Consider the following 22,789-nt stretch of genomic DNA (forward strand, 5'->3'; position numbering starts at 1 on the left):
TTTAATAGTTTAAATCAATGCGAATTCCTTTGACGCTATATAAAATATTTTCAGCGATATTTGTCACATGGTCGCCAGCGCGCTCTAAGTTGCGCGTGATGAACGACAATTGTGTAATTTGATTTGTAAACTCTGGTTTTTCGCTCATTAAGTCAATTAATTCTTGAATAATTTTTCCTTGCAACTCATCTACTCGATCGTCTTCAAGTGCGATCCGCTTCGCTTCTTCAACGTCATCGTTATGGAACGCATGAAGCGCATGGTCTAACATTTCATTGACGATTGCCGCCATTTCAGGAATGTGGACGATCGGTTTCACATGCGGTTCTGTACCGATAAATTTGACCGATTTTGCGATATTGACCGCAATGTCACCAATGCGCTCGACATCAGACGAAATTTTAAGCGCAACGATTAACCGACGTAAATCAGATGCGACCGGTTGTTGTTTTAAAATCGTCATAATCGCAAGCTCGTTAATTTCGCGCTCAAGTTCGTTAATTTTTTTATCATTTTCGATAATGTCATCTGCTTTCGCGATATTTTGCGTTTTTAACGCTTCAATCGATTCATGTAGCGCTTGTTGGGAAGCAGATACCATCGTCATTAATTTTTCGCGCAGTTGTTGAAGCGCCGCATCAAAAGTTGAACGTTTTGTCATGTTGAATCACCTAACTTTTTTTGTTGTTATTATATCCTGAAAACAGTTCACAAATAAAGCATAATTTTTTTATAGAATGAATATATGTTTTATGGTATATTGTTAGGCGTACAATTGAAGAAGAATTCTACGCGGCTTGCGTAGGAGAGGTTCTAGAACACCCTCTATAAAAAAACTAGGGATCGCTATGTCCTTAGGGGGTATAGCGTTTTTGTTTTAGAACGCTCTTTCTTCTCATTATGTAAGAAAGGGGAGCGAAAGATGAAAAGAGAAAAAGCAGTCGTCGTTTTTAGCGGCGGCCAAGACAGTACAACATGTTTATTTTGGGCGAAAAAACATTTTGCGGAAGTCGAAGCGGTGACGTTTGATTACAACCAACGCCATCGGCTTGAAATTGACGTCGCTGCATCGATTGCGAAAGAGCTTGACGTGCCACATACGGTGCTTGATATGTCGCTATTAAATCAGCTCGCACCAAATGCGCTAACAAGAAGCGATATAGCGATCGAACAAAAAGAAGGACAATTGCCATCCACGTTTGTCGATGGGCGCAATTTATTGTTTTTATCGTTTGCGGCGGTGCTTGCGAAACAAAAAGGGGCGCGTCATCTCGTGACGGGCGTATGTGAAACAGACTTTAGCGGCTATCCGGATTGCCGTGACGTATTTATTAAATCGTTAAATGTGACGCTTAATTTAGCGATGGATTACGACTTTGTCATTCATACGCCGCTCATGTGGTTAAATAAAGCGGAAACGTGGAAGCTTGCTGATGAGCTGGATGCGCTTGAGTTCGTGCGCACGAAAACGCTCACGTGCTACAACGGCATCATCGCTGACGGTTGTGGCGAATGTCCAGCGTGCGTGTTGCGTAAACGAGGTCTTGATCAATATATGAGTGAAAAGAAAGGGGCGCATGTGCAATGATCCAACAAATTTATCCGCAAGTCATTCACCCGTTTCGCTATGAATTAAATAAAGATATGCAAATTGCGGCGGCGCACTTTATTCCGCATGAAGCAGCCGGCCAATGTGCGAATATGCACGGACATACGTATTTTATCAACATTACTGTTGCAGGTGACGAGCTTGATGATTCAGGCTTTTTAATTAACTTTCAACAGTTAAAAAAACTTGTGCACAACCGTTTTGATCATACAGTTATGAACGACCATAAAGACGTATTTAGCGATACAGCAGCTGAACATTTTCCAACGACAGAAGTGGTAGCGCGAAAAATTGCAGAAATCGTTCAGGAACATTTAGACACGTTGCCGAATAAACCGACATGCGTTCAAGTGTTTGTGCGGGAGTCCCCGACAAGCTATGTCGTATATCGTCCGAAAGCAGGGAAACAATAATGGAGCGCATTCCGGTCATTGAAATTTTCGGCCCGACAATTCAAGGCGAAGGCAGGGTCATCGGGCAAAAAACGATGTTTGTCCGCACGGCAGGATGCGACTATCGTTGCCGTTGGTGCGATTCGTCGTTTACGTGGGACGGTTCAGCGAAAGATGAAATAAAACAAATGACGCCCGAACATATTTGGCAACAACTGAAACAACTTGGCGGGGATCGGTTTAACCACGTGACCATTTCAGGCGGCAATCCTGCGCTGCTCAAAAGTTTGCATGCGCTCATTTCTTTACTGAAACAACATCGAATGCGCATCGGCTTAGAGACGCAAGGAAGCGTATGGCAAGACTGGTTTTACGATATCGATGATTTAACGATTTCACCAAAGCCGCCGAGTTCAAACATGGAAACAAATTTTGCGATGCTTGATACAATCATGGACCGATTAGCGATGCATCGCGGGCAAGTGAGTTTAAAAGTCGTCGTATTTAACGATGAAGATTTTGCTTATGCTAAACATGTGCATCAACGCTACCCGACCGTTCCGTTTTACGTTCAAGTCGGCAACGATGATATACATGAAGCAGACGACATAACGCTTCGCTTAAAATTATTACAAAAACTTGAATGGCTCGTCGAACAAGTTGTGCAATCAAACGAAATGAATGACGTTCGCGTCTTGCCCCAACTACACACGTTATTATGGGGCAATCGTCGCGGCGTATAACTAAAGGAGGAGAAAGCGATGAGAAAAGATGAAGAACTACAAGGAGTTACGCTTCTTGGAAACCAAGGAACGAAATATGTATTCGAATACAGTCCAGACATTCTTGAAGTGTTTGATAACAAACATCCTAACCGCGACTACTTTGTAAAATTTAACTGTCCGGAGTTTACGAGCTTGTGTCAATGAGGGCACACTTCAGTGGTGACACTGTCGGCTAAACCTTGTGAATTCAGGGGAAGAGAAAACAGGGAAAGATGCAAGAAGAGAATCGTCTTATCCATTTATTAGAACCCTATTTCTCCAACCCTGAGCCAAGCCTTAAAGAAGAAAGTGCGATGTATACAGCCTTTTTCTTTAAGGAAGGTGCAGAGACTATCGAAATCACTTTATCACGAAGCGAGTAAAAGTAGTGATAAAGGAAGAGAGTAGAGTACATCACGATGAAAATATCGTGGTGGAAGCGCAAGGGTTCTTATTCGATATCGCAGTCGAATAAGAATAAGATATAGTCCACCTGCTCTACAAAAAGCAGTTGCCAAAAACCGGACAACCAGATTTTGCTACAATTTACATTAGTTACATTCCTGATAAAAAATGTGTTGAAAGCAAGTCACTGAAGTTATATTTATTTAGTTTCCGCAATCATGGTGATTTTCATGAAGATTGCGTCAATATTATTATGAACGATTTAATTCGCGTCATGGAGCCGCGCTACATTGAAGTGTGGGGGAAATTTACACCGCGCGGCGGCATTTCGATTGACCCGTATTGCAACTGGGGTCGCCCGGGAACGAAATACGAACAAATGGCGGAATATCGCTTATTAAACCACGATTTATATCCGGAAAAAGTAGATAATCGCTAAGAAGGCTGGCTCATGAAGTCAGCCTTAAAAAATTCATAAAAGAGAACTAGTTTTTTTTCGTAAACGGGTATATAATGACAAATTGTTACGAACCTTTTTTGTTTGGGGGGTCTTCATTTGAGACAGAGAACGGCTCTTGTGATCGGAGCAAGCGGATTAGTCGGAGGCGAGCTTCTCCAGCGGTTGCTTCGTTCGGAGCATTATGAACAAGTGACGGTGTTTGTTCGAAAACAAATGGCGTGCAAGCATGAAAAATTAAAACAAGTTGTCGTTGATTTTGACAAAATAGAACAATATGAAGAATATTTTCATGTCGACGATGTATTTAGTTGTTTAGGGACGACGATGAAAAAAGCAAAAACAAGACAACAATTTATTAAAGTCGATTACGAATATACGTTGCGGGCGGCAAAACTGGCGGAAAAATGTCACGTCAAAACGTTTTTATTCGTTTCTGCGATCGGGGCAGATCCGCATTCGATGTTTTTTTACAATCGCGTCAAAGGAGAGACGGAAGAAGCGTTGCAGCGGCTTACGATTCGCTCGTTGCACATTTTTCGCCCATCGTTATTAACAGGTGAGCGACAAGAATTTCGTCTCGGTGAAAAAACAGCGGAATGGCTTTGTCACGGTTTTTCGTTTGCGTTCGTCGGCAAATGGGAAAAATATAAACCGATCGCCGCAAAACAAGTGGCAGAAGCGATGTATTATGCTGCACTTTCAGAAAAACAAGGGGTATACATTTACGAATGTAGCGAAATGAAAGGGCAATGTGAACAACAAAGAGGGCTGTCTCATCAACAATAAGCAGCCCTCTTTTCGCTATTCTACAATTTTGTAGTTTTTATGGTTGACGACTGTTCGTTCTTGCAAGTCGAGTTCTTTGTAGTTGTCCATATACGTTAAATCGACAATAACTGAATTTTCGTTTACTTTTTCAACAATTCCCCGCAACCCATTTTTAAATTCAATGATGTCGCCAATTTGCGCTTTTTTCATTGAAAATCCCCTTTACTTTTGAATTTTTAAACCTTTTTTCTATTTTGCATGATTTTTCCTCGTTCGTAAAGGGCATTTTCAACTATTTTTAACGCTGTGGCCCATACGGCATGTACGGCCACATTGGTCCAGGCATCATCTGTGGCATTTGTTGCGGCATTTGTGGCATTGGCATCGTTTGTGGCATCATTTGCGGCATTCCTGGCCACATCGGTCCCATCGGCATCCCACAGCCACAATCCCCCGGCATCATTTGTGGCATTTGTTGTGGCATCATCTGCGGCATTGGCATCGGCTGCATTTGTTGTGGCATCATCTGTGGCATTTGTTGCGGCATTTGCGGCATTGGCATCGTTTGCGGCATCATTTGTTGATCTAAACGGAAATCTTCATACATATTCCAGTCATTCATCGTTCATCTTCCTTTCTTTCATTTAGAATCCACCAACATTGTATGTGCATTTTCGATAGACGTGTGTCAATATAACAAAATTAGGCATTCACACATCGTATTGACATGTATCGTTCAGCACGTTAAAACAAAGAGGGAGGGATGAACGTGACTGAACAAGAAGCAAAGCAACTTCTTCAACAATTGCGCACGCGCGCCATTCCACATGTACTTGTGAAAAAGGAACATTTTTTAACGTTTCGTCATGTGCTCGTCCAACAAGAAGATTTTAAACATTTTCGCGGCGTTGCCCAGCGCGGCGGCGATGTCGTGTACTACTATATGGATGAGCCGCGCAGTTAACGTAACGTTTTAGCTTTTTGACGGCGGACATGCGCCATTGTTTTACGGCATTCACGCTTACGCCTTCTTCATGAGCGATTTGTTTTAATGTTTTTCCTTCGATCACATGACGAACAAGCCATATGCGCTCACGTGGCGTTAAATATTGCATCGCTTCTTCCCACATGATGTCGGCAAAAAAATCGACATTTTCTTTTAACACATATTCATCTGGCAACGGAACGTATACGTTTCTCGTTTCTTTGCGCAGCTGTGACACGATGCGCCAGCGAATCATTTTAAATGCGAACGTACAAAAGGAACCTTTCGTTTCGTCGTATCGTTCATATGCTTCCCAAAGCGCAATGAAGCCAATTTGCATATATTCATCGACATGACGGCGAATGTGCAACTTGCGAATGATATAAGAAATGAGTGGGCGATATTCGGCAACGATTTTTTCAAATGACATATATATCCCTTCCTTGAAGGCGCGCCTTCAGTTATTCCGCGGTACATTTAGCCTAACAAAAACGCTTGCGCCAAGCGAAAGGGAAAACGGATAAAAATCGTCCGTTTATGTTCTGCATACACACCATTTGCCTAGAGGAAATACAAAAAATCAGACGAAAAACGAAGTGAAAATGAACCGATTTGCTAAAAAATGTTTTGAACAATGGAAAAATTTTGTGATATGATAATAAAAAATGGAAAGGCATGAGTAAGAGATGAAAATTAGAAAAGCGACGATTGATGAACAATCATTACAACAAAATGTATACATTTATGAAAATAAAAAAGAACAATATATCGTTGTCGCGATTCCGTATTTGGAATGGTCCATTTATGTCAGCTATGATGATTTCGCTCACATCGAATCACGTTTACAACAATCGCTTGCGAAAGTGTTAGAAGAAGAACATGTTTCGCCTCTTGCGATGAAGCTTGCACAATGGATGAGAGAAATGTAAGAAAGGTTTCGTTGCCAGATGAAATACGCCATTGTCATTTATGTGATTGTCAGCACCATTTGGATCGTATTGACTGATTTTTACGTAGAAAAGTTACCGCTTCCACAACACATCATGCCATATGTTCAAACGTTTAAAGGCTTTATTTTTGTCGTGTTGTCTGCTGTATTTATGTATATCGCTTTGAAAAAACATCGTGCCTTAAAACAGATGAGCGAAAGCGAACAAGAGCTGTTGACGCTCATTCATGCGATGCCTGATTTCGTCTCGTTTAAAGATGGACAAGGGCGTTGGCTTAGAGTAAACGAATTTGGTTTAAAGCTTTATGGGCTTGAGCATGTCGATTATAAAGGAAAAACAGATGCGGAACTGGCGGAATATACTCCTCATTTTCGCGAGGCGTTACTTTATTGCATCGATTCGGATGAAGAAGCGTGGCGGGCAAAAACGGTGACGCGTGCGGAAGAATCGTTTCCGATGCCAAACGGTGAAATGAAAACGTTTGACGTCATTAAAGTGCCGCTATTTTACGAAAACGGAAAACGAAAAGGGCTTGTCGTCATCGGCCGCGACATTACGCAACAAAAAGTTGCTGAGCAGCTGTTGTTGAAAAAAGAAAAACTATCGGTCATCGGCGAGTTAGCGGCAGGCATCGCCCACGAAATTCGCAATCCGCTCACGTCCATTAAAGGCTTTTTACAAATGATGAAAGAAACGAAAGAAGTAGATGAACGTTTCGTGCAAATTATGTTAGATGAAATTGAGCGCGTCAATCAAATCGTGAGCCAACTTCTCGTGCTAGCGAAACCGCAAATGAAATCGTATAAGCCGCTCGCTTTACACGACGTTGTTGACTACGTTGTCGGATTGTTTACGTACGAAGCGATTTTGCAAAATGTACAAATGAAATACGAACCGCACACATCGGCAACCGTATACGGCGACAAAAACGAGCTCATCCAAGTGTTTGTCAACGTCGTAAAAAACGCCTTAGAAGCGATGCCAAAAGGGGGAACGCTTACGATTTCTACGAAAGAAGAAGATGACCGCGTCCATATTATCATCGAAGATACAGGAAAAGGCATTGAACAAGAGCGTTTAAAACGAATTGGCGAACCGTTTTATACGTTAAAAGAAAAAGGAATGGGACTTGGTTTAACGACGAGCATGAAAATGATTCATGAACATAAAGGCACGATGCAAATCGAAAGCAAAGTCGGCAAAGGAACGCGGGTTCATATCATATTGCCAACATATAAAAATGACCCGTCTTAAAACGGGTCATTTTTATCACTTTACCCATGTCGTGACTTCATCTACTGGTAAACGGAGAGACGGATGGGCTGGCGCGCTCGCTTTACCGATTGTAATAAGCATCACCGGAATGTATCGGTCTGAAATGTGAAATTCTTTCATGAATGCTTGTGGATCAAAGCCGCCGATGGCGCACGTATCAAACCCTTCTGCTTTTGCGGCAAGCATGAGTTGCATCGCCGCTAACGAAGCGTTCGTGAACGCAGCATCGCGCGCATATTGTGCGTTTGTATATGCTTGTTCAATTTGTTTGGCGAGCGTCTCTTTCACTTCTTTTGTCATTTTTCCTTGTGCGACAAGCGGATCATATACGGCATCTGTTTTTTTATTCGCTTGTAAATCGCCAAGCACCGCAACGACCGCGGATGCATCAACAATTTGTTGTTGATTGTAAGCGATCGGAAGAAGCTTTTGTTGCGCTTCTTTTCCATAGATGACGACGAAATGCCAATGTTGCAAGTTCCAAGCGGAAGGCGCTTTTGTTGCTAATTGTAAAATTTTTGTCAGTTGTTCTTTCGAAATCGAAGCATTCGGATCGTATTTCCGAATCGATTGACGTTGTTCCATAATTGAAATCATATATATCCTCCTTGAACATACAAAAATAATATTACTCACTTTTTGTTAGTTACGATAAATATATTAATTTAGTTACAATAAGTTTGTCAAATTTCATGCATAGGGTGATCATTCATGGAACATTCACATGTTTGTCCAAAAATTGAAGCGGCGTTTGAATTAATCGGTAAAAGATGGAATGGATTAATTATTCACGTCTTATTTCGCGGTCCGCTTCGCTTTAAAGATTTAGCAGAAAGTATTCCAGAAATCAGTCAAAAAATGTTAACAGAACGATTAAAAGAGTTAGAAGAAGAACAAATCGTCGTCCGTCATGTATATCCGGAAAAGCCTGTGCGCATTGAATACGAATTAACGGAGAAAGGAAAAGATTTACGCATCGTGATGGAAGCGATGCAAGCATGGGCAGAAAAATGGTGTAGTCCCTAACCTTTTGCCATTGTCGTTGCGATAGTTATAGGTGAAAGGAGGGGAGGAGGCGTGATTCAACGTTCACAACTTCGTTTAACGTTTGAAGTGGGCGTGACAGAAACGGGCAAACCGGTATATAAAAACAAAACGTATACGATTAAACCGAACGCAACGGAAAGCTCGCTCGTCTCTGTTGCCCAAGCGCTCGCATCTTTGCAAAGCGCTCCGCTCGTTCACGTATATCGCAACGATGTGCACGTATTAGGCGAATAGGAGGGATGAAAAATGAAAACGCTTGAATTGCAGTTTATGAATGAGGAAGGAAAGACGGTTCGTTTCACGATTGATGCACCGCGTGAAGATGTGACAGAAGCGCAAATTAGTCAAGTGATGGATGTCATCATTGCCGCAAACGTCTTTCCGTCTAGCGGAGGCGATCTCATCGCGAAAAAAGGAGCGCGCCTCATCGATACGACGATGACACAATGGGCGTTTGCTTAACGAGTGAAGGTGTCCTGACACACAGGACACCTTGTCGCATATAAGCGAAAAAAGAAAGGATGAGAAAGATGGAAGCCTATTTGTCGCTTCTTTCCGATGTCGGTTTTCCTATTGCGGTGACGTTTTATTTACTGCATCGGATTGAAGGAAAATTAGATGCGGTCATCGATTCGATTCGTACGCTAGGTGAACAATGGAAAGCACCCAACTAAATGGGTGTTTTCTTTTTTTCTTCCGTTTGTTAACATACATATGTAAACATGTTGTTTATGTGAGTTAAGGGGGGTTTTATTTTGTTTAAACGAAAACGAGATGAGCGTGATTTACAACTTGAGGCGATTTTACAAATGAAAGAAGAACTGCTTCGTTTGAACGATAAAACGGTCGAACGACAGCTGGCGCTCATCGGGATGACGACGAAAGATATTGCGATTTTACAGCACGTCAAACCTTATATCGAAGCACATATTGCTCGCATCGTTGACGCTTTTTATCGTGCGCTTCAAACAGAAAGTCATTTGCTTTCAATCATTCAACAACATAGCACAATTGAGCGCCTAAAACAAACGTTAACGATCCATGTCAAAGAAATGTTTAACGGACAGATTGATGAAGCGTTTATTGAAAAAAGGCGCCGCATTGCCCAAGCACACGTCCGCATCGGTTTAGAACCGAAATGGTACATCGCTTCGTTTCAACATTTGCTTGAAGAAATATTAGCGGTCATGTTAGAACAATTACGTCAGCCATCGTATGTCATTGTCGTTATGAAATCGGTCTCTAAAATGTTAAACGTCGAACAACAACTCGTTTTAGAACAATATGAACAGGAAAATGAAGCGCTTCGTTTACAAATGGAGACGCTCAAACAACAAATGAAAGAACAAGTGAAAGTATCAATTCAACAGTTAAGTCACGTCTCTGATGAAGTAAGCGCTTCCGTTTCTTCGTTAAACGCGCAAACTGCTGGCATTTTGCAAGCAGCGCAAGAAGCTTCTCATGTGGCTGTGGCGAGCGCTGAAAAATCAGAAAAAGGAAAACAACAACTGCAAGCGCAAGTAGAAAACATGCGACAAATGAACGAAAAAATGAAACAAATTGAAACGAATATGGGCAAGCTCCAACAAGCGATGAAAGAAATTGAACATATCGCTTCGCTTGTGACGTCCATTGCGGATCAAACGAATATGCTTTCGTTGAACGCATCGATTGAAGCGGCGCGCGCAGGGGAGCACGGAAAAGGGTTTGCTGTTGTTGCTGATGAAGTGCGCAAACTCGCAACACAAACGAAACAATCGGTCGCTGACGTGTCGCGCGTATTAAGCGACATTCATGATCATATTGTTGCGATGTCGCAATCGCTTGAACAAGCATCGCTTTCTGTGACCGAGAGTACAAATGGAATGGAAACGATTTATTCGTTTTTTGATGAATTTGCAGCAGCGCTTGAACGTATTTGCCAATATAGCGTCCGCATTGACGGCGAAATGAAAGCGTGTGTACAAGCAGTAAGCGAAATTCACGAGGCGATGGAACACGTTTCCGCCTCTGCGGATGAATTAGAAGGGTTAGCGAGCGAATTGTAATTCGTCCTCTTTTTTCTCTACTTTCCGAATATACTGTCTTGGTTGAAACGGCTCATGATGCCTTTCGTTTACGGTTGCGTAAATGGAAGGCTCTATTTTTTTTCCTTCGGTTTCATAGTCGGCGAAAAACATGGCAAACATAAAAAAAGCAACCATCGCTTTTCTCCTTTCATCGTTTTTACTATGTATTTTGAAAAAAAGTGAAACTTTTTATACATATGGTTCGTATAAAAAAGAGGATTGTTATGTTAGAAGGGGGTTGACTGCTTTGCCGACATTACATATCGCGATGTTCGCGCCGTTTTTGTTGGCGCTATTCGTTCCATTTTTGTACAAATTTGTCCGCTCGCTACACGTCGGGTGGTTCGTCTTGCCGCTTCCGCTTGCGTTATTTGTTTATTTCCTATCTTATATGGAAGACGTGCGCAACGGTGAAGCGATTCGTGCGACAATGCCTTGGATTCCGTCGCTACACATTTCATTTGACGTATATGTCGATGGATTAAGTTTATTGTTTGCATTATTGATTACAGGAATCGGTACGCTCGTTGTACTATATTCCATTTATTATTTGCAAAAAGGAAAAGAACAGCTCGGCCATTTTTACGTATATTTACTTCTATTTATGGGCGCTATGCTCGGTGTCGTTTTATCAGACCATCTCATTGCGCTATACGTCTTTTGGGAATTGACATCTATTTCATCGTTTTTGTTAATCGCTTATTGGTATACGCGTGACCGGTCGCGCTACGGGGCACAAAAATCGATGCTTATTACGATGTTTGGCGGGCTACTTATGCTCGGTGGATTTGTTGCCCTTGCGATCGCAGGTGGAACGTATCACATTCGTGAACTCATCAATACACCATTAACGGAACATCCGCTGTTTATCCCCGCTCTTTTCCTTATTTTGTTTGGTGCTTTTACGAAATCAGCGCAATTTCCGTTCTATATTTGGTTACCTGATGCGATGGAAGCACCGACGCCTGTTAGTGCGTATTTGCACTCTGCCACGATGGTGAAAGCAGGAATTTATTTAATTGCACGCTTGACGCCGATTTTTGCGGTTTCGTCTTTTTGGGTTTGGACCGTGGCGCTCGTTGGGCTTGTGACGTTATGTTGGGCATCGTTTTTAGCGTCAAAACAGACGGATTTAAAAGCGATTTTAGCGTTTTCAACCGTCAGCCAGCTCGGTTTAATTACGTCGCTGCTAGGAGTCGGGGGACTAGCGTTTCATTACGATTGGATGGAAGAAAACATATTTATGGTTGCGGTGCTAGCTGCGATTTTTCATTTATTTAACCATGCGACGTTTAAAGGAAGTTTATTTATGGTCGTCGGCATCGTGGACCATGAAACAGGAACACGCGACATTCGTCGCCTTGGCGGTTTAATGACGGTGATGCCGATGACGTTTACGATCGCGCTGATCGGCTCGCTTTCGATGGCGGGACTGCCGCCGTTTAACGGCTTTTTAAGTAAAGAAATGTTTTTTACTGCGATGTTGCGTGCAACAGAAGTGGCAGGTTGGGCCGCTATTTTACCGATCGTTGCATGGATCGCAAGCATATTTACGTTTGTATATAGCGCGCTTTTCGTGAGCCGCACGTTTTTTGGCACGTACAAGCCGCATTTGTTGAAAAAAGAAGCGCATGAAGCGCCAATTGGGATGCTCGTTGCACCGATTGTGCTAGCATTGCTCGTCATTTTCATTGGAATGGTGCCAAACGTATTGTCCGACTCGATATTAGCACCAGCCGTATATGCGGTATTATACGGACTGTTTACGCCAAATGAAGCTGTTGACGTCCATATTTCCCATTGGCACGGGTTTACGCCAGAATTGTTTATGACGATTGGCGTCTTATTGTTCGGTTTGTTGTTGTATCGCATGTTTTCAAAATGGAAAAAGGTGTATGCTCGCCTTTCGGAACGGATGTCGCTAAACGTTTTGTACGATCAGTCGTTCGTTTGGATGGAAAGAGGGGCTCGTGCGGTGATGTCACGCATGATGACTGGTTCGATGCGCACGTACTTGATGTACATGTTTGCCTCGCTTGTTGGTTTGCTTTTGTTTACAATCGGTGTAAGCGAGCAATGGAACATCGATTTAAGTCGCCTAGCGCACGTTCGCGTATATGAAGTTGTGCTCGCTGTAGCCATGATTGCGGCGACGATCACGACGGTGATGGCCAAATCGCGCTTAACAGCTATCGTCTCGTTAGGGGCTGTCGGTTATGCGGTGGCGTTATTTTTCGTGCTATTTCGCGCTCCGGATTTAGCGCTCACGCAACTTGTCATTGAAACGATTTCCGTTGCGCTCTTTTTGCTTTGTTTTTATCATTTGCCGAAATTTAGCCAAAAGCAAGAAAGCGTCGGTTTTAACGTAGGAAATGCGCTTATTTCCGTTGCGGTTGGCGTCACGATGAGCGTCATTGCCTTTTTTGCGTATGCAGGAAAACATTTTGATTCCATTTCGCAATATTACGTAGACAATACGTATGAAAAAGCGGCTGGAAAAAATATGGTCAACGTCATTTTAGTCGATTTCCGCGGCTTTGATACGTTGTTTGAAATATGCGTGTTAGCGATTGCCGCCTTAGGCATTTATGCGATGGTAAAATTGCGGCTGGCGAAGGAGGAGGAGCGATGAAGCGAAACGATGTCATTTTACGAACGACAACAGCGGTCGTCACGCCGATCATCGTGCTTTTTTCTGTTCAACTGTTTTTTGCAGGTCATTATTATCCGGGCGGCGGTTTTATCGGCGGATTAATGACAGCTGGTGCGCTCGTTTTATTGCTTTTAGCATTTGATATTGAAACGGTTCGCAACATGGTTCCGATCAATTATAAATGGCTTGTGGCGATCGGATTGTTGTTTGCGGTCGGAACAGGAATAAGCAGCCTATTTCTCGACCGACCGTTTTTAACGCATGCGTATCAATACGTTCATTTGCCGTTGCTTGACCATACGTCGCTTCATACCGCAGTGTTATTTGACTTAGGCGTTTATTTTGTCGTCGTTGGCGTGACGATGATTATTATTGAAACGATAGGGGAGAGCGACTAATGGAACTGCTTATGATTGTCGTCATCGGTTGTTTATTTACCGCTGCGACATATTTAATACTGAGCAAAAGTTTGCTTCGCATCATTATCGGTACAGGCTTGCTTAGCCATGGCGCTCATTTGTTGTTGTTGACAATGGGCGGGTTAAAAGTAGGCGCCCCGCCGCTTTTAGGAGAAAAAGCGACGCGATACGTCGACCCGCTGCCGCAAGCGCTCATTTTAACAGCAATTGTCATCAGTTTTGGGGTAACAGCATTTTTCTTAGTGTTGGCGTATCGTTCATACCAAGAAATTGGAACAGATCATATGGAAGGGATGAAGGGAGATGAGTAACCTTCTACTTTTGCCGATTGTCATTCCGCTTGTGACGGCAATCATTCTTATTTTTTTCCCGAAGCACGTGTTTTGGCAACGCGTCGTTTCAGCGGTAGCGACAAGTAGTTTAATCGTTGCAAGTAGCGTGTTGCTTTATCGCGTCCATACAGACGGCATTCAAACGTTAAACGTTGGAAATTGGCCAGCACCATTTGGCATTACGCTCGTATCTGATTCGTTATCTGCGCTTCTTGTACTTACCGCAAGCATCATCGCTCTTGCTTGTTTAGTGTACTCGTTTTATGCCATTGGCAAAGAGCGGGAAACATTTTATTACTATTCGTTTTTTCAATTTTTGCTCGTCGGTGTGAACGGATCATTTACGACAGGCGATTTGTTTAACTTGTTCGTCTTTTTTGAAGTGATGCTTATGTCTTCATACGTTTTGCTTGTGCTTGGCGGCACGAAAATGCAATTGCGTGAAACGATTAAATATACGCTTGTCAACGTCATTTCGTCCGCATTATTCGTCGTTGCGGTGGCGTATTTATACGCGGTGACAGGGACGTTAAATATGGCGCATTTAGCTGAGCGCATTCATGACCTTGGTCCTTCTCCTATTTTAACGGTTATTGCCGTATTGTTTCTCGTTGTATTTGGATTAAAAGGAGCGATTTTTCCGTTTTACTTTTGGCTTCCGGGTGCATATTATGCGCCGCCGACACCTGTGCTAGCGCTATTTGGAGGCTTGTTGACAAAAGTAGGGGTATATGCGATCTTGCGCACGTTTACGCTTTTATTTACGCATGATGCTGCCTACACGCATACGTTGCTCGCTTGGCTTGCGCTCGGTACGATTGCGATTGGCGCAATCGGAGCGGTGGCGTATGACGACATGCGTTACATCGTCATTTACAACATTATTGCCGCTGTTGGCGTCATGATTTTTGGCGTTTCCATGATGACGTCAGAAAGTGTAGAAGGAACGATTTTTTACTTGTTGCAAGATATGGTGATGAAAACGACGCTCTTTTTGTTCGTTGGCATCGTCTTTTCGATTACCCGTTCGAACGATATTCGTACGTTTTCTGGATTAATGGCGTCATACCCGCTTCTCGGTTGGGCGTTTTTTATCGCCGCGTTATCGCTTGCAGGCATTCCGCCATTTAGCGGATTTATCGGTAAGTTGCTTATTGTAAAAGCGAGCTTCGATGCGCATCTCTTATTTGAAGCGATCGTCATTTTATTGTCGAGTTTGCTTGTGTTATATTCTGTCATGAAAATATTTATGAACGGCTTTTGGGGAGAGAAAAAAGGGTTTGAACAAAAGCGGCTTGATGGACGAATCGTTCCTGTGCTCGTGTTGCTTGTTTTATCCGTTGCATACGGGGTTGGCGTAGAATTTGTTCGCCCGTTTGTTGTCGATGCCGTTCGTGTATTGACAGAACCGGATTTGTACATTCAAGCGGTGTTAAAGGAGTAGAAAGCGATGGCATTTCAAATTTTATTAAACGTTTGTTTAGCGTTCGTATGGATGTTTTTAACGGTTTCATTTGACGGGGCATCGTTTATCGTTGGCTATATAATCGGGTTGCTTATCCTTTTCATCTTGCGTCGCTTTTTTCACTCTCGTTTTTATCTCGTTCCGGTGTTCGTCATTGTGAAATTGTTGTTTATTTTTTTCAAAGAGCTCATTTTATCGAACATCGCCGTTGCGAAAGTCGTTATGAAACGTCCGTTAACGATTCAGCCGGCCATTTTCGCTTTGCCGACGGAATTAAAAAAAGAGTGGGAAATTACCATTTTGGCGATGCTCATTACGCTCACGCCGGGTACGCTCGTTTTAGACGTGTCAGATGATGGAAGTACGTTGTATATTCATGCGTTAAATAGCCCAGATGTGCATGAAGCCATTGAAAGCATTAAACAATCGTTTGAAAAAACGATTATGGAGGTGAGCAAATGATTGCAAATATCGCCCTCGTCATCTTGTCATTCGCCATGATCGGTTTTTTATATCGCGTCGTAAAAGGGCCAAGTGTCGCTGATCGCATCATTGCGCTCGATGCGATGGGCATTACACTTGCGGGGATGGTTGCGATCGTTTCGATGTTGTTAAATACGAGCGCGTTTTTAGATGTCATTTTGCTCATTGGCATTTTAGCGTTTGTTGGGACGGTCGCGTTTGCGAAGTTTTTAGAGAAAGGGGTTGTCATCGAACGTGGGGATGATTGCTAATGTGATTGTGGCAACGCTCATTTTACTTGGCGCGGTGTTGACCCTTTTATCTGCGATCGGCGCGATTCGTTTGCCGGATGTATATACGCGCAGCCATGCGATTAGTAAAAGTACGACGCTCGGCATCATGTGCATTTTACTCGGCGCGTTTTTACATTTTTTAATTGAAAACAACCACTTTAACTCTCGTTTATTGCTCGGCATCATTTTTATTTTTATGACATCTCCTGTGGCGGCGCATCTCATTAGCCGCGCAGCGTATTATGCAAACGTCGAGCGGTGGGAAGGAACAGTTCGCGATGATTTAAAAGAAAAAGCTGGCGAAAAATGACCGTCAGCTTTTTTATGCAAAATATGAGCGAATGATCAGGTGGAGTTCGGCATCATGTTTTGTCGGAATTTGATGTCGTGCCCCGTCAACATAGACGATGCGGACGTCGGGCGCATGTTGTTGAAATAGACGACCATACGCATGAACGTAATAATCGCGAGCGCCGTATATCAGTAAAAGAGGACAACGAAGCTCGTGCAATCGGTCGGTGGAACGGTAATGAAGACCTGTGACGTACATTTCATACAAACGCTTTCGGTCGCTTAACCGAACGTAGTTTGCAATCATTTGTTGTTCTTCTTTCGTTATGCCGTGGGAACGACCGAGCACGTTTGCTAAAAAAGATAGCCCATGCCATTTGACTGCATAAATGCCCATCAAAAATTCACCGTACAATAGCGGCGTACATACTTCTGAAAAACCGCCAATTAATATAAGCGCTTTCACTTGATGTGGATATTGTAAGGCAAAATGTTGTGCAATCGAGCCTCCGTTTGAATAACCACAAACGATCGCTTCTTTGATTTGTAAATGATGAAACAGCTCATGTAAATCGCTCGCTAACATATCCATCGTTATCGGCTTATTTCCTTTTCCACTTTTTCCATTTCCTCTTAAATCGTATGTGACGACTTGAAATGAAGAAGAAAGTTCGCGCTGCTGGCGATGAAACGTCACACTTCCCATGCCGGGTGGATGAACGAATACGATCGGTGTCCCGCTTCCTACCGTTTCATAGTACAAAGGAACGGAATGTTCGACAAATGTATAAGCCATTTCGCATCTTCCTTTCGTTTTCATACGAATAGTATGCGAAAAAAGATCGATATTTTATGCTTATTTCAATTTAATGGAAGAAAAGTTTAAAAGTATACGGTTAATAGATTTGTAGTTTCATGTTATCATATGAGCAAGGAAGCGCTTCAAAAACAGAAAAAAGGAGTTTGGGACGATGAAAAAAACGATTGTAGCTGGAGCGGTATTATCGACGTTATTTTTAGGAGAAAAAGCGGTAGATGCCGCACAATATACGGTGAAATCAGGCGATTCGTTATGGAAAATTGCCCAAACGTTCCGCACGTCAGTGACTGAATTAAAAACGTTAAATCAACTAACGACCGATACGATTTTTATTGGACAAGTATTACAAGTGCCTGATGCACAAACAACTGTGCAACCAACTGCGCCAACAACTACAACAACAAACACAACAACTACAACAACATATACCATTCAAAGTGGCGATACGTTATCTACCATTGCTAAAAAATGGAATACAACGGTGACACGTCTTCTTGAACTGAATCCGACCATTACAGACGTGAATCGTATTTATGTTGGACAAGTATTAAAAGTGCCGGCGCCAAGCACAACAAATACAACGACAAATCAATTGACGTCACCAACGCCAGCGTCAAGTACAACAAATGCAAAGCCAAATGGCGCAACAAAACCATATATCATTCAACCGGGCGATACGTTATCCGCCATTGCGAAAACATTCAATACGACAGTCAACCATTTACTTGCGTTAAATCCAAGTATAACGAGCGTCGATTTCATTCGCGTCGGACAAACGATTTACGTGCCGCTTTCATGGGAAGAACGGGCGAATGCGATCATTGAAACAGGGAAAAAATATATCGGTGCAGCCTATTTGTTCGGTGCACCGACGACGCGCACAGATGTATTTGACTGCTCGTCGTTTACGTATCGCGTATATAGCGAAAACGGCATCACATTGCCGCGCACATCACGCGAACAAGCGATGGTCGGTACGGAAGTGCCACTAGCAAGCGTTCGAAAAGGTGATTTGATCTTTTTTGATACGACAGGAGACGGCGTCATCAACCACGTATCCATTGTCGTCGATAGCGAAACGTTGCTGCATGCGGCGACAAGCACAGGCGTTGCGTTTGCGAACATGAAACCGTATTGGGCGCCGCGAGCAGTAAAAGCCGTTCGTCTTTTTTAATTGAATTGAAAGGAAGATGCCTCTTACGTTTGAGGCATCTTCTCGTTTATGCGAAACACCGTTTCAATCGCCTCATGTACAGAGGAAACGACGTAACGGGCTTCTTTTTTCACTTGTTCATGCGCGTGCGACATGACGAAACTATGCGGGGTGAGGCGAAACATCGGAATATCATTAAACGAGTCGCCAAAGCAAGCGACTTCTTCCGGTTGAATGTGTAAATGGTTCATTAACAGTTGAAGCGCTTCACCTTTACTAATTCGTTTCGGCATAATGTCTAAACAACGCGGTTCAGAAATGAACGTATCGACATACGGTCCCCACGTTTCATTGACGAAGCGCTCAAAACGGTTGACGACATGCTCTTCCCCAATGACTGTGATTTTTGACGGATGGATGTCACGTCCAATCGCGTGAAGCATCTCTCGCTTTTCAACAATATCGAAAAATAACCGCGCTCTCATTTGTTCGATTTGTTCCGTTTTCGTTTCGACAAAGCTCGTTTGTTCGTTACATACGAGCACAATCGCTTCAAGAGTGCGCGCCCGTTCATAAATGGAACGCGCAAGAGCTGAATCGAATGCGCGCTGATGAAGAAGACGATGATCGCTTGTGTACACAAATGCGCCGTTTTGGCTAATGCGATGCGCGTCATGACCGATTTCTTTTAACACTTCTAAAATTTCATTATCCATTCGCCCAGAAGCGACGGCAAACTGGATGCCGCTTGTTATGGCGCGAACGACCGCCTCACGATCTTCTTTTTTGACGCGTCGGTCGTAACCGAGCAACGTACCGTCTAAATCGGTGACGATGAGTTGAATCATGATGGCAACTCCTTTCCATTTCGTGATGAACAAAAGTTTAATCGAACAAACGCATTTGTGCAATTGAAATGCCTCATTGTAAAAAAACGTTCACAGCTGTCTTGGCAAAAATGATCGCATTTCCATTGACGTTGCTTCGTTCGTTTCGTAACATTGAAAGTAATGTAAACGTTTTTAAAGGGGCGAACTAGACGTGGAACAATCGTTTCGCATTGAAAAAATATTAAACAATAACGTGCTCATTGCCTCGCATCCAACATACGATGAAGTCGTGTTAATCGGGAAAGGCATTGGCTTTGGTAAAAAGAAAGGAGACGTCATTGAACAAAAAGCCGTTGAAAAATGGTTTATTTTAAAAAATGAGCGTGAACAAGAACAATATAAAAAGTTGTTGCCGCATGTCGATGAAGAATTTATCGGCTTAATGAACGACATCATTTATCATATCCGAAAACGAACGAACAGTCCGTTAAACGAACATATTCACGTCGCATTAACGGACCATATTTTGTTCGCAATCAAGCGATTAGAACAAGGAATGGATATTAAAAATCCGTTTTTAGTGGAAACGAAAAGTTTATATCCGCTTGAATATGACGTCGCTACCGAAGTCGTGAATATGTTAAATGACCGATTGCACATCCAACTCCCTGAAGGAGAAATTGGTTTTATCGCGTTACACATTCATAGTGCGTTAACAAATCATCAACTGTCGGAAGTGAATCAACATTCGCAATTGATTTCTCGGCTCGTTTCTGTCGTTGAAGAACAGCTCGACATTCGCATTGATCGCGAAAGCATTCATTATTTACGGTTTGTTCGTCATTTGCGCTATGCGATTGAGCGAGTGAAAAAAGGAGAAAAAATTGAAGAGCCAAAAAAATTATCAAACATATTGAAAGAGACATACCCACTATGTTATAATCTGTCGTGGAAGCTCATAAAAATTATGCAGCAAACGTTGCAGCTTCCGGTAGATGAAGCAGAAGCAGTATATTTAACGTTGCACTTGCAACGGTTAACTGGAAAAAGTGAATAAATGGGCACTTATCTTTACGTGTTACTGATTCGATCAGGCATGAGTAAAGAAGGCAAAAAAAGTGGTGTAACGAAACGTTCGTTACATAATACCCTTTTTTCTGTCATTCTTTGCTTATGCCTTTTTGTTTACCTTTGTTTGCAAGTGCTTACATTCGTTAGACGTCTAACGTTTCACTTCATCTACTTTTTATACATGAAAACGCCGTTTGTTGCAAACGTTAACATGATGAAGGAGGGTTTTATATGAAAAAAGCGTTTGGTACGTTACAAAAAGTCGGTAAAGCGCTTATGCTTCCCGTTGCGATTTTACCGGCAGCAGGTATTTTGCTTGCGTTTGGTAACGCATTGCAAAACCCAGCATTAATTGAAAAAATTCCGGCGTTAGAAACAGGCTGGGTTGAAATGGTTGCAAAAGTGATGGAGCAATCCGGTGGAATTGTATTTGCGAACTTGCCGCTTTTATTCGCGGTTGGGGTTGCCGTCGGATTAGCTGGCGGTGAAGGAGTTGCTGGTTTAGCAGCCATTATCGGTTACTTAGTCATGAATGTAACAATGAGCGTCATTTTAGGTGTAACGTCCGATCAAATCGGCACAGATCCATCGTTTGCGAACGTGTTAGGTATTCCGACGTTGCAAACAGGGGTATTCGGCGGGATTATCGTCGGTATTTTAGCCGCGTACATGTACAACAAATACTTTAACATTGAGTTGCCATCTTATTTAGGTTTCTTTGCAGGGAAGCGTTTCGTTCCGATTGTGACAGCTGCATCTGCGTTAATTCTCGGTATTGTGATGACGTGGTTATGGCCGCCTGTTCAACACGGCTTAAACGCATTTTCGCACAATATGATTGATGCGAACCGTACGTTAGCTGCATTTATTTTCGGTGTCATCGAGCGTGCATTAATTCCGTTCGGTTTACACCACATTTTCTACTCACCGTTCTGGTTTGAGTTCGGTCAATACGTGAACAAAGCAGGCGAAATCGTACGCGGTGACCAACGCATTTTCTTCGAACAAATTAAAGACGGTGCCGAGCTAACGGCGGGTACGTTTATGACAGGAAAATTCCCGTTCATGATGTTCGGTTTACCAGCAGCAGCGCTTGCGATTTATCATGAAGCGCGTCCAGAAAACAAAAAAGTCGTTGCAGGGATTATGGCATCTGCCGCGTTAACATCGTTTTTAACAGGGATTACAGAACCAATTGAATTCTCATTCTTGTTCGTTGCACCAGCATTGTTTGCGATTCATACCATTTTCGCTGGTTTATCATTCATGCTTATGCACATCTTAAACGTAAAAATCGGTATGACGTTCTCTGGTGGTGTCATTGACTACTTACTATTCGGTGTGTTGCCGGGCCGTACAGCATGGTGGCTCGTCATTCCGGTCGGTCTTGTGTTTGCGGTCATTTACTACTTCGGATTCCGTTTTGCGATTCGTAAATGGGATTTAGCAACACCAGGTCGTGAAAAAGAAACGACAGAAACAACTGCTTCAGCAGATGCAGGCGAACTTCCGCACGAAATTTTAGCGGCGCTTGGCGGAAAAGAAAATATCGCACATTTAGATGCGTGCATTACGCGTTTACGTGTATCTGTCAACGACATTCAACATGTCGATAAAGATCGTTTAAAAGCGCTCGGTGCAGCCGGCGTATTAGAAGTCGGCAACAACATTCAAGCGATTTTCGGACCGAAATCAGACATTTTAAAAACACAAATTAAAGATATTATGGAAGGCCGCGTGCCGACAAAAGCAGTAGAAAAAGCAAAACCAGCGGTGCAAGCAACAGGAGAAACAGAACAAGTCGCATCACCGTTAACAGGAAAAGTCGTTCCACTTTCTGAAGTACCAGATCAAGTGTTTTCAACAAAAATGATGGGTGACGGTTTTGCGGTTGAGCCGACAGATGGAACAGTCGTATCGCCAGTAGATGGAACGATTGTGAACGTGTTCCCGACAAAACATGCGATCGGCATTCAATCAAAAACAGGTCGTGAAGTGCTCATCCACTTCGGTATTGATACAGTGAAATTAAACGGTCAAGGATTTGAAGCGCTCGTATCAGAAGGAGCAGAAGTGAAAAAAGGACAACCAATTTTAAAAGTTGACCTTGCATACGTGAAACAACACGCCCCTTCTGTTGTTACGCCAATTATTTTCACGAACTTACAAGCAGGAGAAACGGTGCACATCGCGAAACAAGGAACAGTAACAAAAGGCGAAGACGTTGTCGTCGTTCAAAAATAATTTACTTGCAAAATGCGTCATTTTTCGGTAAA

General features: G+C 42.8%; 31 protein-coding genes, 1 pseudogene and 1 riboswitch. Of the genes and pseudogenes, 24 read left to right on the forward strand and 8 right to left on the reverse strand.

The genetic code is table 11. The features are described from left to right. Window position 1 precedes the first annotated feature (1 nt). Window positions 2-661, reverse strand: a complete 660-nt coding sequence (gene phoU, locus AFK25_RS04490) for a phosphate signaling complex protein PhoU (RefSeq protein ID WP_009362724.1) — start codon at window positions 659-661, stop codon at window positions 2-4. A gap of 140 nt (window positions 662-801) precedes the next feature. Further along, a riboswitch (PreQ1 riboswitch) is annotated at window positions 802-846 on the forward strand. Between the two features lie 76 nt (window positions 847-922). On the opposite strand from phoU, the gene queC reads away from it, so the two are divergent. From queC to AFK25_RS04515, 6 genes and pseudogenes are all read left to right on the forward strand, one after another. Next, the gene (queC, locus tag AFK25_RS04495) at window positions 923-1,588 is read left to right on the forward strand and encodes a 7-cyano-7-deazaguanine synthase QueC (protein ID WP_009362723.1); all 666 of its coding nucleotides are present in this window, start codon (window positions 923-925) and stop codon (window positions 1,586-1,588) included. Further along, the gene (queD, locus tag AFK25_RS04500) at window positions 1,585-2,022 is read left to right on the forward strand and encodes a 6-carboxytetrahydropterin synthase QueD (RefSeq protein WP_009362722.1); all 438 of its coding nucleotides are present in this window, start codon (window positions 1,585-1,587) and stop codon (window positions 2,020-2,022) included. The genes queC and queD overlap by 4 nt, the downstream gene beginning before the upstream one ends. Then, window positions 2,022-2,744 (forward strand): 7-carboxy-7-deazaguanine synthase QueE, encoded by a 723-nt coding sequence (queE, locus tag AFK25_RS04505; protein WP_035064127.1) that lies wholly within the window; start codon window positions 2,022-2,024, stop codon window positions 2,742-2,744. The genes queD and queE overlap by 1 nt, the downstream gene beginning before the upstream one ends. A gap of 18 nt (window positions 2,745-2,762) precedes the next feature. Then, window positions 2,763-2,930, forward strand: a complete 168-nt coding sequence (locus tag AFK25_RS14765; protein WP_420806288.1) for a tunnelling fold family protein — start codon at window positions 2,763-2,765, stop codon at window positions 2,928-2,930. A gap of 349 nt (window positions 2,931-3,279) precedes the next feature. Next, a pseudogene (queF, locus tag AFK25_RS04510) lies at window positions 3,280-3,609 on the forward strand (preQ(1) synthase); the annotation flags it as partial. Between the two features lie 117 nt (window positions 3,610-3,726). Further along, entirely contained in the window at window positions 3,727-4,416 is a 690-nt protein-coding gene (locus AFK25_RS04515) for an oxidoreductase (RefSeq protein WP_009362720.1), read from the forward strand. A gap of 15 nt (window positions 4,417-4,431) precedes the next feature. Here the strand turns inward: AFK25_RS04515 and AFK25_RS14770 are convergent, their stop codons facing one another. Next, window positions 4,432-4,608, reverse strand: a complete 177-nt coding sequence (locus tag AFK25_RS14770) for a YkvS family protein (RefSeq protein ID WP_009362719.1) — start codon at window positions 4,606-4,608, stop codon at window positions 4,432-4,434. 88 nt (window positions 4,609-4,696) lie between these two features. Continuing rightward, window positions 4,697-5,020 carry a hypothetical protein gene (locus tag AFK25_RS04520; protein WP_035064124.1) on the reverse strand — a complete coding sequence of 108 codons (324 nt, stop codon included), beginning with the start codon at window positions 5,018-5,020 and terminating at the stop codon, window positions 4,697-4,699. A gap of 141 nt (window positions 5,021-5,161) precedes the next feature. Between AFK25_RS04520 and AFK25_RS04525 the strand changes: the two genes are divergently transcribed. Continuing rightward, complete coding sequence (locus AFK25_RS04525; protein WP_009361123.1) at window positions 5,162-5,362, forward strand: hypothetical protein; 201 nt, start codon at window positions 5,162-5,164, stop codon at window positions 5,360-5,362. Here AFK25_RS04525 and AFK25_RS04530 read toward each other — a convergent pair. Beyond that, a complete protein-coding gene (locus tag AFK25_RS04530; protein ID WP_035064121.1) occupies window positions 5,289-5,813 on the reverse strand; it encodes a sigma-70 family RNA polymerase sigma factor in 525 nt (174 codons plus the stop codon). The two genes, AFK25_RS04525 and AFK25_RS04530, sit on opposite strands and share 74 nt — an antisense overlap. Before the next feature lie 256 nt (window positions 5,814-6,069). Between AFK25_RS04530 and AFK25_RS04535 the strand changes: the two genes are divergently transcribed. Together AFK25_RS04535 and AFK25_RS04540 are read left to right on the forward strand one after the other, a co-directional pair. After that, window positions 6,070-6,312 (forward strand): YueH family protein, encoded by a 243-nt coding sequence (locus AFK25_RS04535; RefSeq protein WP_009361121.1) that lies wholly within the window; start codon window positions 6,070-6,072, stop codon window positions 6,310-6,312. Between the two features lie 18 nt (window positions 6,313-6,330). Beyond that, window positions 6,331-7,587: an ATP-binding protein gene (locus AFK25_RS04540; protein WP_035064118.1), complete on the forward strand. Its 1,257-nt coding sequence runs from the start codon at window positions 6,331-6,333 to the stop codon at window positions 7,585-7,587. Between the two features lie 15 nt (window positions 7,588-7,602). Here the strand turns inward: AFK25_RS04540 and AFK25_RS04545 are convergent, their stop codons facing one another. Further along, window positions 7,603-8,205 carry a nitroreductase family protein gene (locus AFK25_RS04545; RefSeq protein WP_009361119.1) on the reverse strand — a complete coding sequence of 201 codons (603 nt, stop codon included), beginning with the start codon at window positions 8,203-8,205 and terminating at the stop codon, window positions 7,603-7,605. Window positions 8,206-8,319: 114 nt separating this feature from the next. Here AFK25_RS04545 and AFK25_RS04550 point away from each other — a divergent pair, with 114 nt between their 5' ends. From AFK25_RS04550 to AFK25_RS04565, 5 genes are all read left to right on the forward strand, one after another. Beyond that, on the forward strand, window positions 8,320-8,634 hold the full coding sequence (locus tag AFK25_RS04550) for a winged helix-turn-helix transcriptional regulator (protein WP_009361118.1): 315 nt from the start codon (window positions 8,320-8,322) through the stop codon (window positions 8,632-8,634). 51 nt (window positions 8,635-8,685) lie between these two features. Continuing rightward, window positions 8,686-8,889, forward strand: a complete 204-nt coding sequence (locus AFK25_RS04555) for a DUF1659 domain-containing protein (protein ID WP_009361117.1) — start codon at window positions 8,686-8,688, stop codon at window positions 8,887-8,889. A 12-nt stretch (window positions 8,890-8,901) separates the two neighbouring features. Then, the gene (locus AFK25_RS04560; protein WP_009361116.1) at window positions 8,902-9,117 is read left to right on the forward strand and encodes a DUF2922 domain-containing protein; all 216 of its coding nucleotides are present in this window, start codon (window positions 8,902-8,904) and stop codon (window positions 9,115-9,117) included. A gap of 68 nt (window positions 9,118-9,185) precedes the next feature. Continuing rightward, window positions 9,186-9,329 carry a YvrJ family protein gene (locus AFK25_RS14775; RefSeq protein WP_009361115.1) on the forward strand — a complete coding sequence of 48 codons (144 nt, stop codon included), beginning with the start codon at window positions 9,186-9,188 and terminating at the stop codon, window positions 9,327-9,329. Between the two features lie 81 nt (window positions 9,330-9,410). Continuing rightward, a complete protein-coding gene (locus tag AFK25_RS04565) occupies window positions 9,411-10,703 on the forward strand; it encodes a globin-coupled sensor protein (RefSeq protein ID WP_035064116.1) in 1,293 nt (430 codons plus the stop codon). On the opposite strand, the gene AFK25_RS14985 is transcribed toward AFK25_RS04565, so the two are convergent. Continuing rightward, window positions 10,686-10,859, reverse strand: a complete 174-nt coding sequence (locus AFK25_RS14985; RefSeq protein ID WP_009361113.1) for a hypothetical protein — start codon at window positions 10,857-10,859, stop codon at window positions 10,686-10,688. The genes AFK25_RS04565 and AFK25_RS14985 overlap by 18 nt on opposite strands. A 112-nt stretch (window positions 10,860-10,971) precedes the next feature. Here AFK25_RS14985 and AFK25_RS04570 point away from each other — a divergent pair, with 112 nt between their 5' ends. The 7 genes from AFK25_RS04570 to mnhG are packed head-to-tail and all read left to right on the forward strand — an operon-like array spanning window position 10,972 to window position 16,658. After that, a complete protein-coding gene (locus AFK25_RS04570) occupies window positions 10,972-13,356 on the forward strand; it encodes a Na+/H+ antiporter subunit A (RefSeq protein ID WP_205626204.1) in 2,385 nt (794 codons plus the stop codon). After that, window positions 13,353-13,775, forward strand: a complete 423-nt coding sequence (locus tag AFK25_RS04575) for a Na(+)/H(+) antiporter subunit B (protein WP_009361111.1) — start codon at window positions 13,353-13,355, stop codon at window positions 13,773-13,775. Before AFK25_RS04570 ends, AFK25_RS04575 begins: the two co-directional genes overlap by 4 nt. Continuing rightward, complete coding sequence (locus AFK25_RS04580; protein ID WP_009361110.1) at window positions 13,775-14,107, forward strand: Na(+)/H(+) antiporter subunit C; 333 nt, start codon at window positions 13,775-13,777, stop codon at window positions 14,105-14,107. Before AFK25_RS04575 ends, AFK25_RS04580 begins: the two co-directional genes overlap by 1 nt. Beyond that, window positions 14,100-15,572 (forward strand): Na+/H+ antiporter subunit D, encoded by a 1,473-nt coding sequence (locus tag AFK25_RS04585; RefSeq protein ID WP_035064113.1) that lies wholly within the window; start codon window positions 14,100-14,102, stop codon window positions 15,570-15,572. Before AFK25_RS04580 ends, AFK25_RS04585 begins: the two co-directional genes overlap by 8 nt. A gap of 6 nt (window positions 15,573-15,578) precedes the next feature. Then, a complete protein-coding gene (locus AFK25_RS04590) occupies window positions 15,579-16,055 on the forward strand; it encodes a Na+/H+ antiporter subunit E (RefSeq protein WP_009361108.1) in 477 nt (158 codons plus the stop codon). After that, a complete protein-coding gene (locus AFK25_RS04595) occupies window positions 16,052-16,327 on the forward strand; it encodes a Na(+)/H(+) antiporter subunit F1 (protein WP_009361107.1) in 276 nt (91 codons plus the stop codon). The genes AFK25_RS04590 and AFK25_RS04595 overlap by 4 nt, the downstream gene beginning before the upstream one ends. Continuing rightward, window positions 16,317-16,658 (forward strand): monovalent cation/H(+) antiporter subunit G, encoded by a 342-nt coding sequence (mnhG, locus tag AFK25_RS04600; protein WP_035064109.1) that lies wholly within the window; start codon window positions 16,317-16,319, stop codon window positions 16,656-16,658. The genes AFK25_RS04595 and mnhG overlap by 11 nt, the downstream gene beginning before the upstream one ends. A gap of 12 nt (window positions 16,659-16,670) precedes the next feature. On the opposite strand, the gene AFK25_RS04605 is transcribed toward mnhG, so the two are convergent. After that, the gene (locus tag AFK25_RS04605; protein ID WP_035064097.1) at window positions 16,671-17,435 is read right to left on the reverse strand and encodes an alpha/beta fold hydrolase; all 765 of its coding nucleotides are present in this window, start codon (window positions 17,433-17,435) and stop codon (window positions 16,671-16,673) included. Window positions 17,436-17,610: 175 nt separating this feature from the next. Here AFK25_RS04605 and AFK25_RS04610 point away from each other — a divergent pair, with 175 nt between their 5' ends. Then, entirely contained in the window at window positions 17,611-18,633 is a 1,023-nt protein-coding gene (locus AFK25_RS04610) for a C40 family peptidase (protein ID WP_035064094.1), read from the forward strand. A gap of 23 nt (window positions 18,634-18,656) precedes the next feature. On the opposite strand, the gene AFK25_RS04615 is transcribed toward AFK25_RS04610, so the two are convergent. After that, window positions 18,657-19,460, reverse strand: a complete 804-nt coding sequence (locus tag AFK25_RS04615; protein ID WP_035064091.1) for a Cof-type HAD-IIB family hydrolase — start codon at window positions 19,458-19,460, stop codon at window positions 18,657-18,659. A gap of 193 nt (window positions 19,461-19,653) precedes the next feature. Here AFK25_RS04615 and glcT point away from each other — a divergent pair, with 193 nt between their 5' ends. Together glcT and ptsG are read left to right on the forward strand one after the other, a co-directional pair. Next, on the forward strand, window positions 19,654-20,499 hold the full coding sequence (gene glcT, locus AFK25_RS04620) for a glucose PTS transporter transcription antiterminator GlcT (RefSeq protein WP_019418011.1): 846 nt from the start codon (window positions 19,654-19,656) through the stop codon (window positions 20,497-20,499). Window positions 20,500-20,744: 245 nt separating this feature from the next. Then, a complete protein-coding gene (gene ptsG, locus AFK25_RS04630) occupies window positions 20,745-22,757 on the forward strand; it encodes a glucose-specific PTS transporter subunit IIBC (RefSeq protein WP_019418010.1) in 2,013 nt (670 codons plus the stop codon). Window positions 22,758-22,789 lie beyond the last annotated feature (32 nt).

Source organism: Anoxybacillus gonensis (assembly GCF_001187595.1).
GTDB lineage: Bacteria > Bacillota > Bacilli > Bacillales > Anoxybacillaceae > Anoxybacillus > Anoxybacillus gonensis.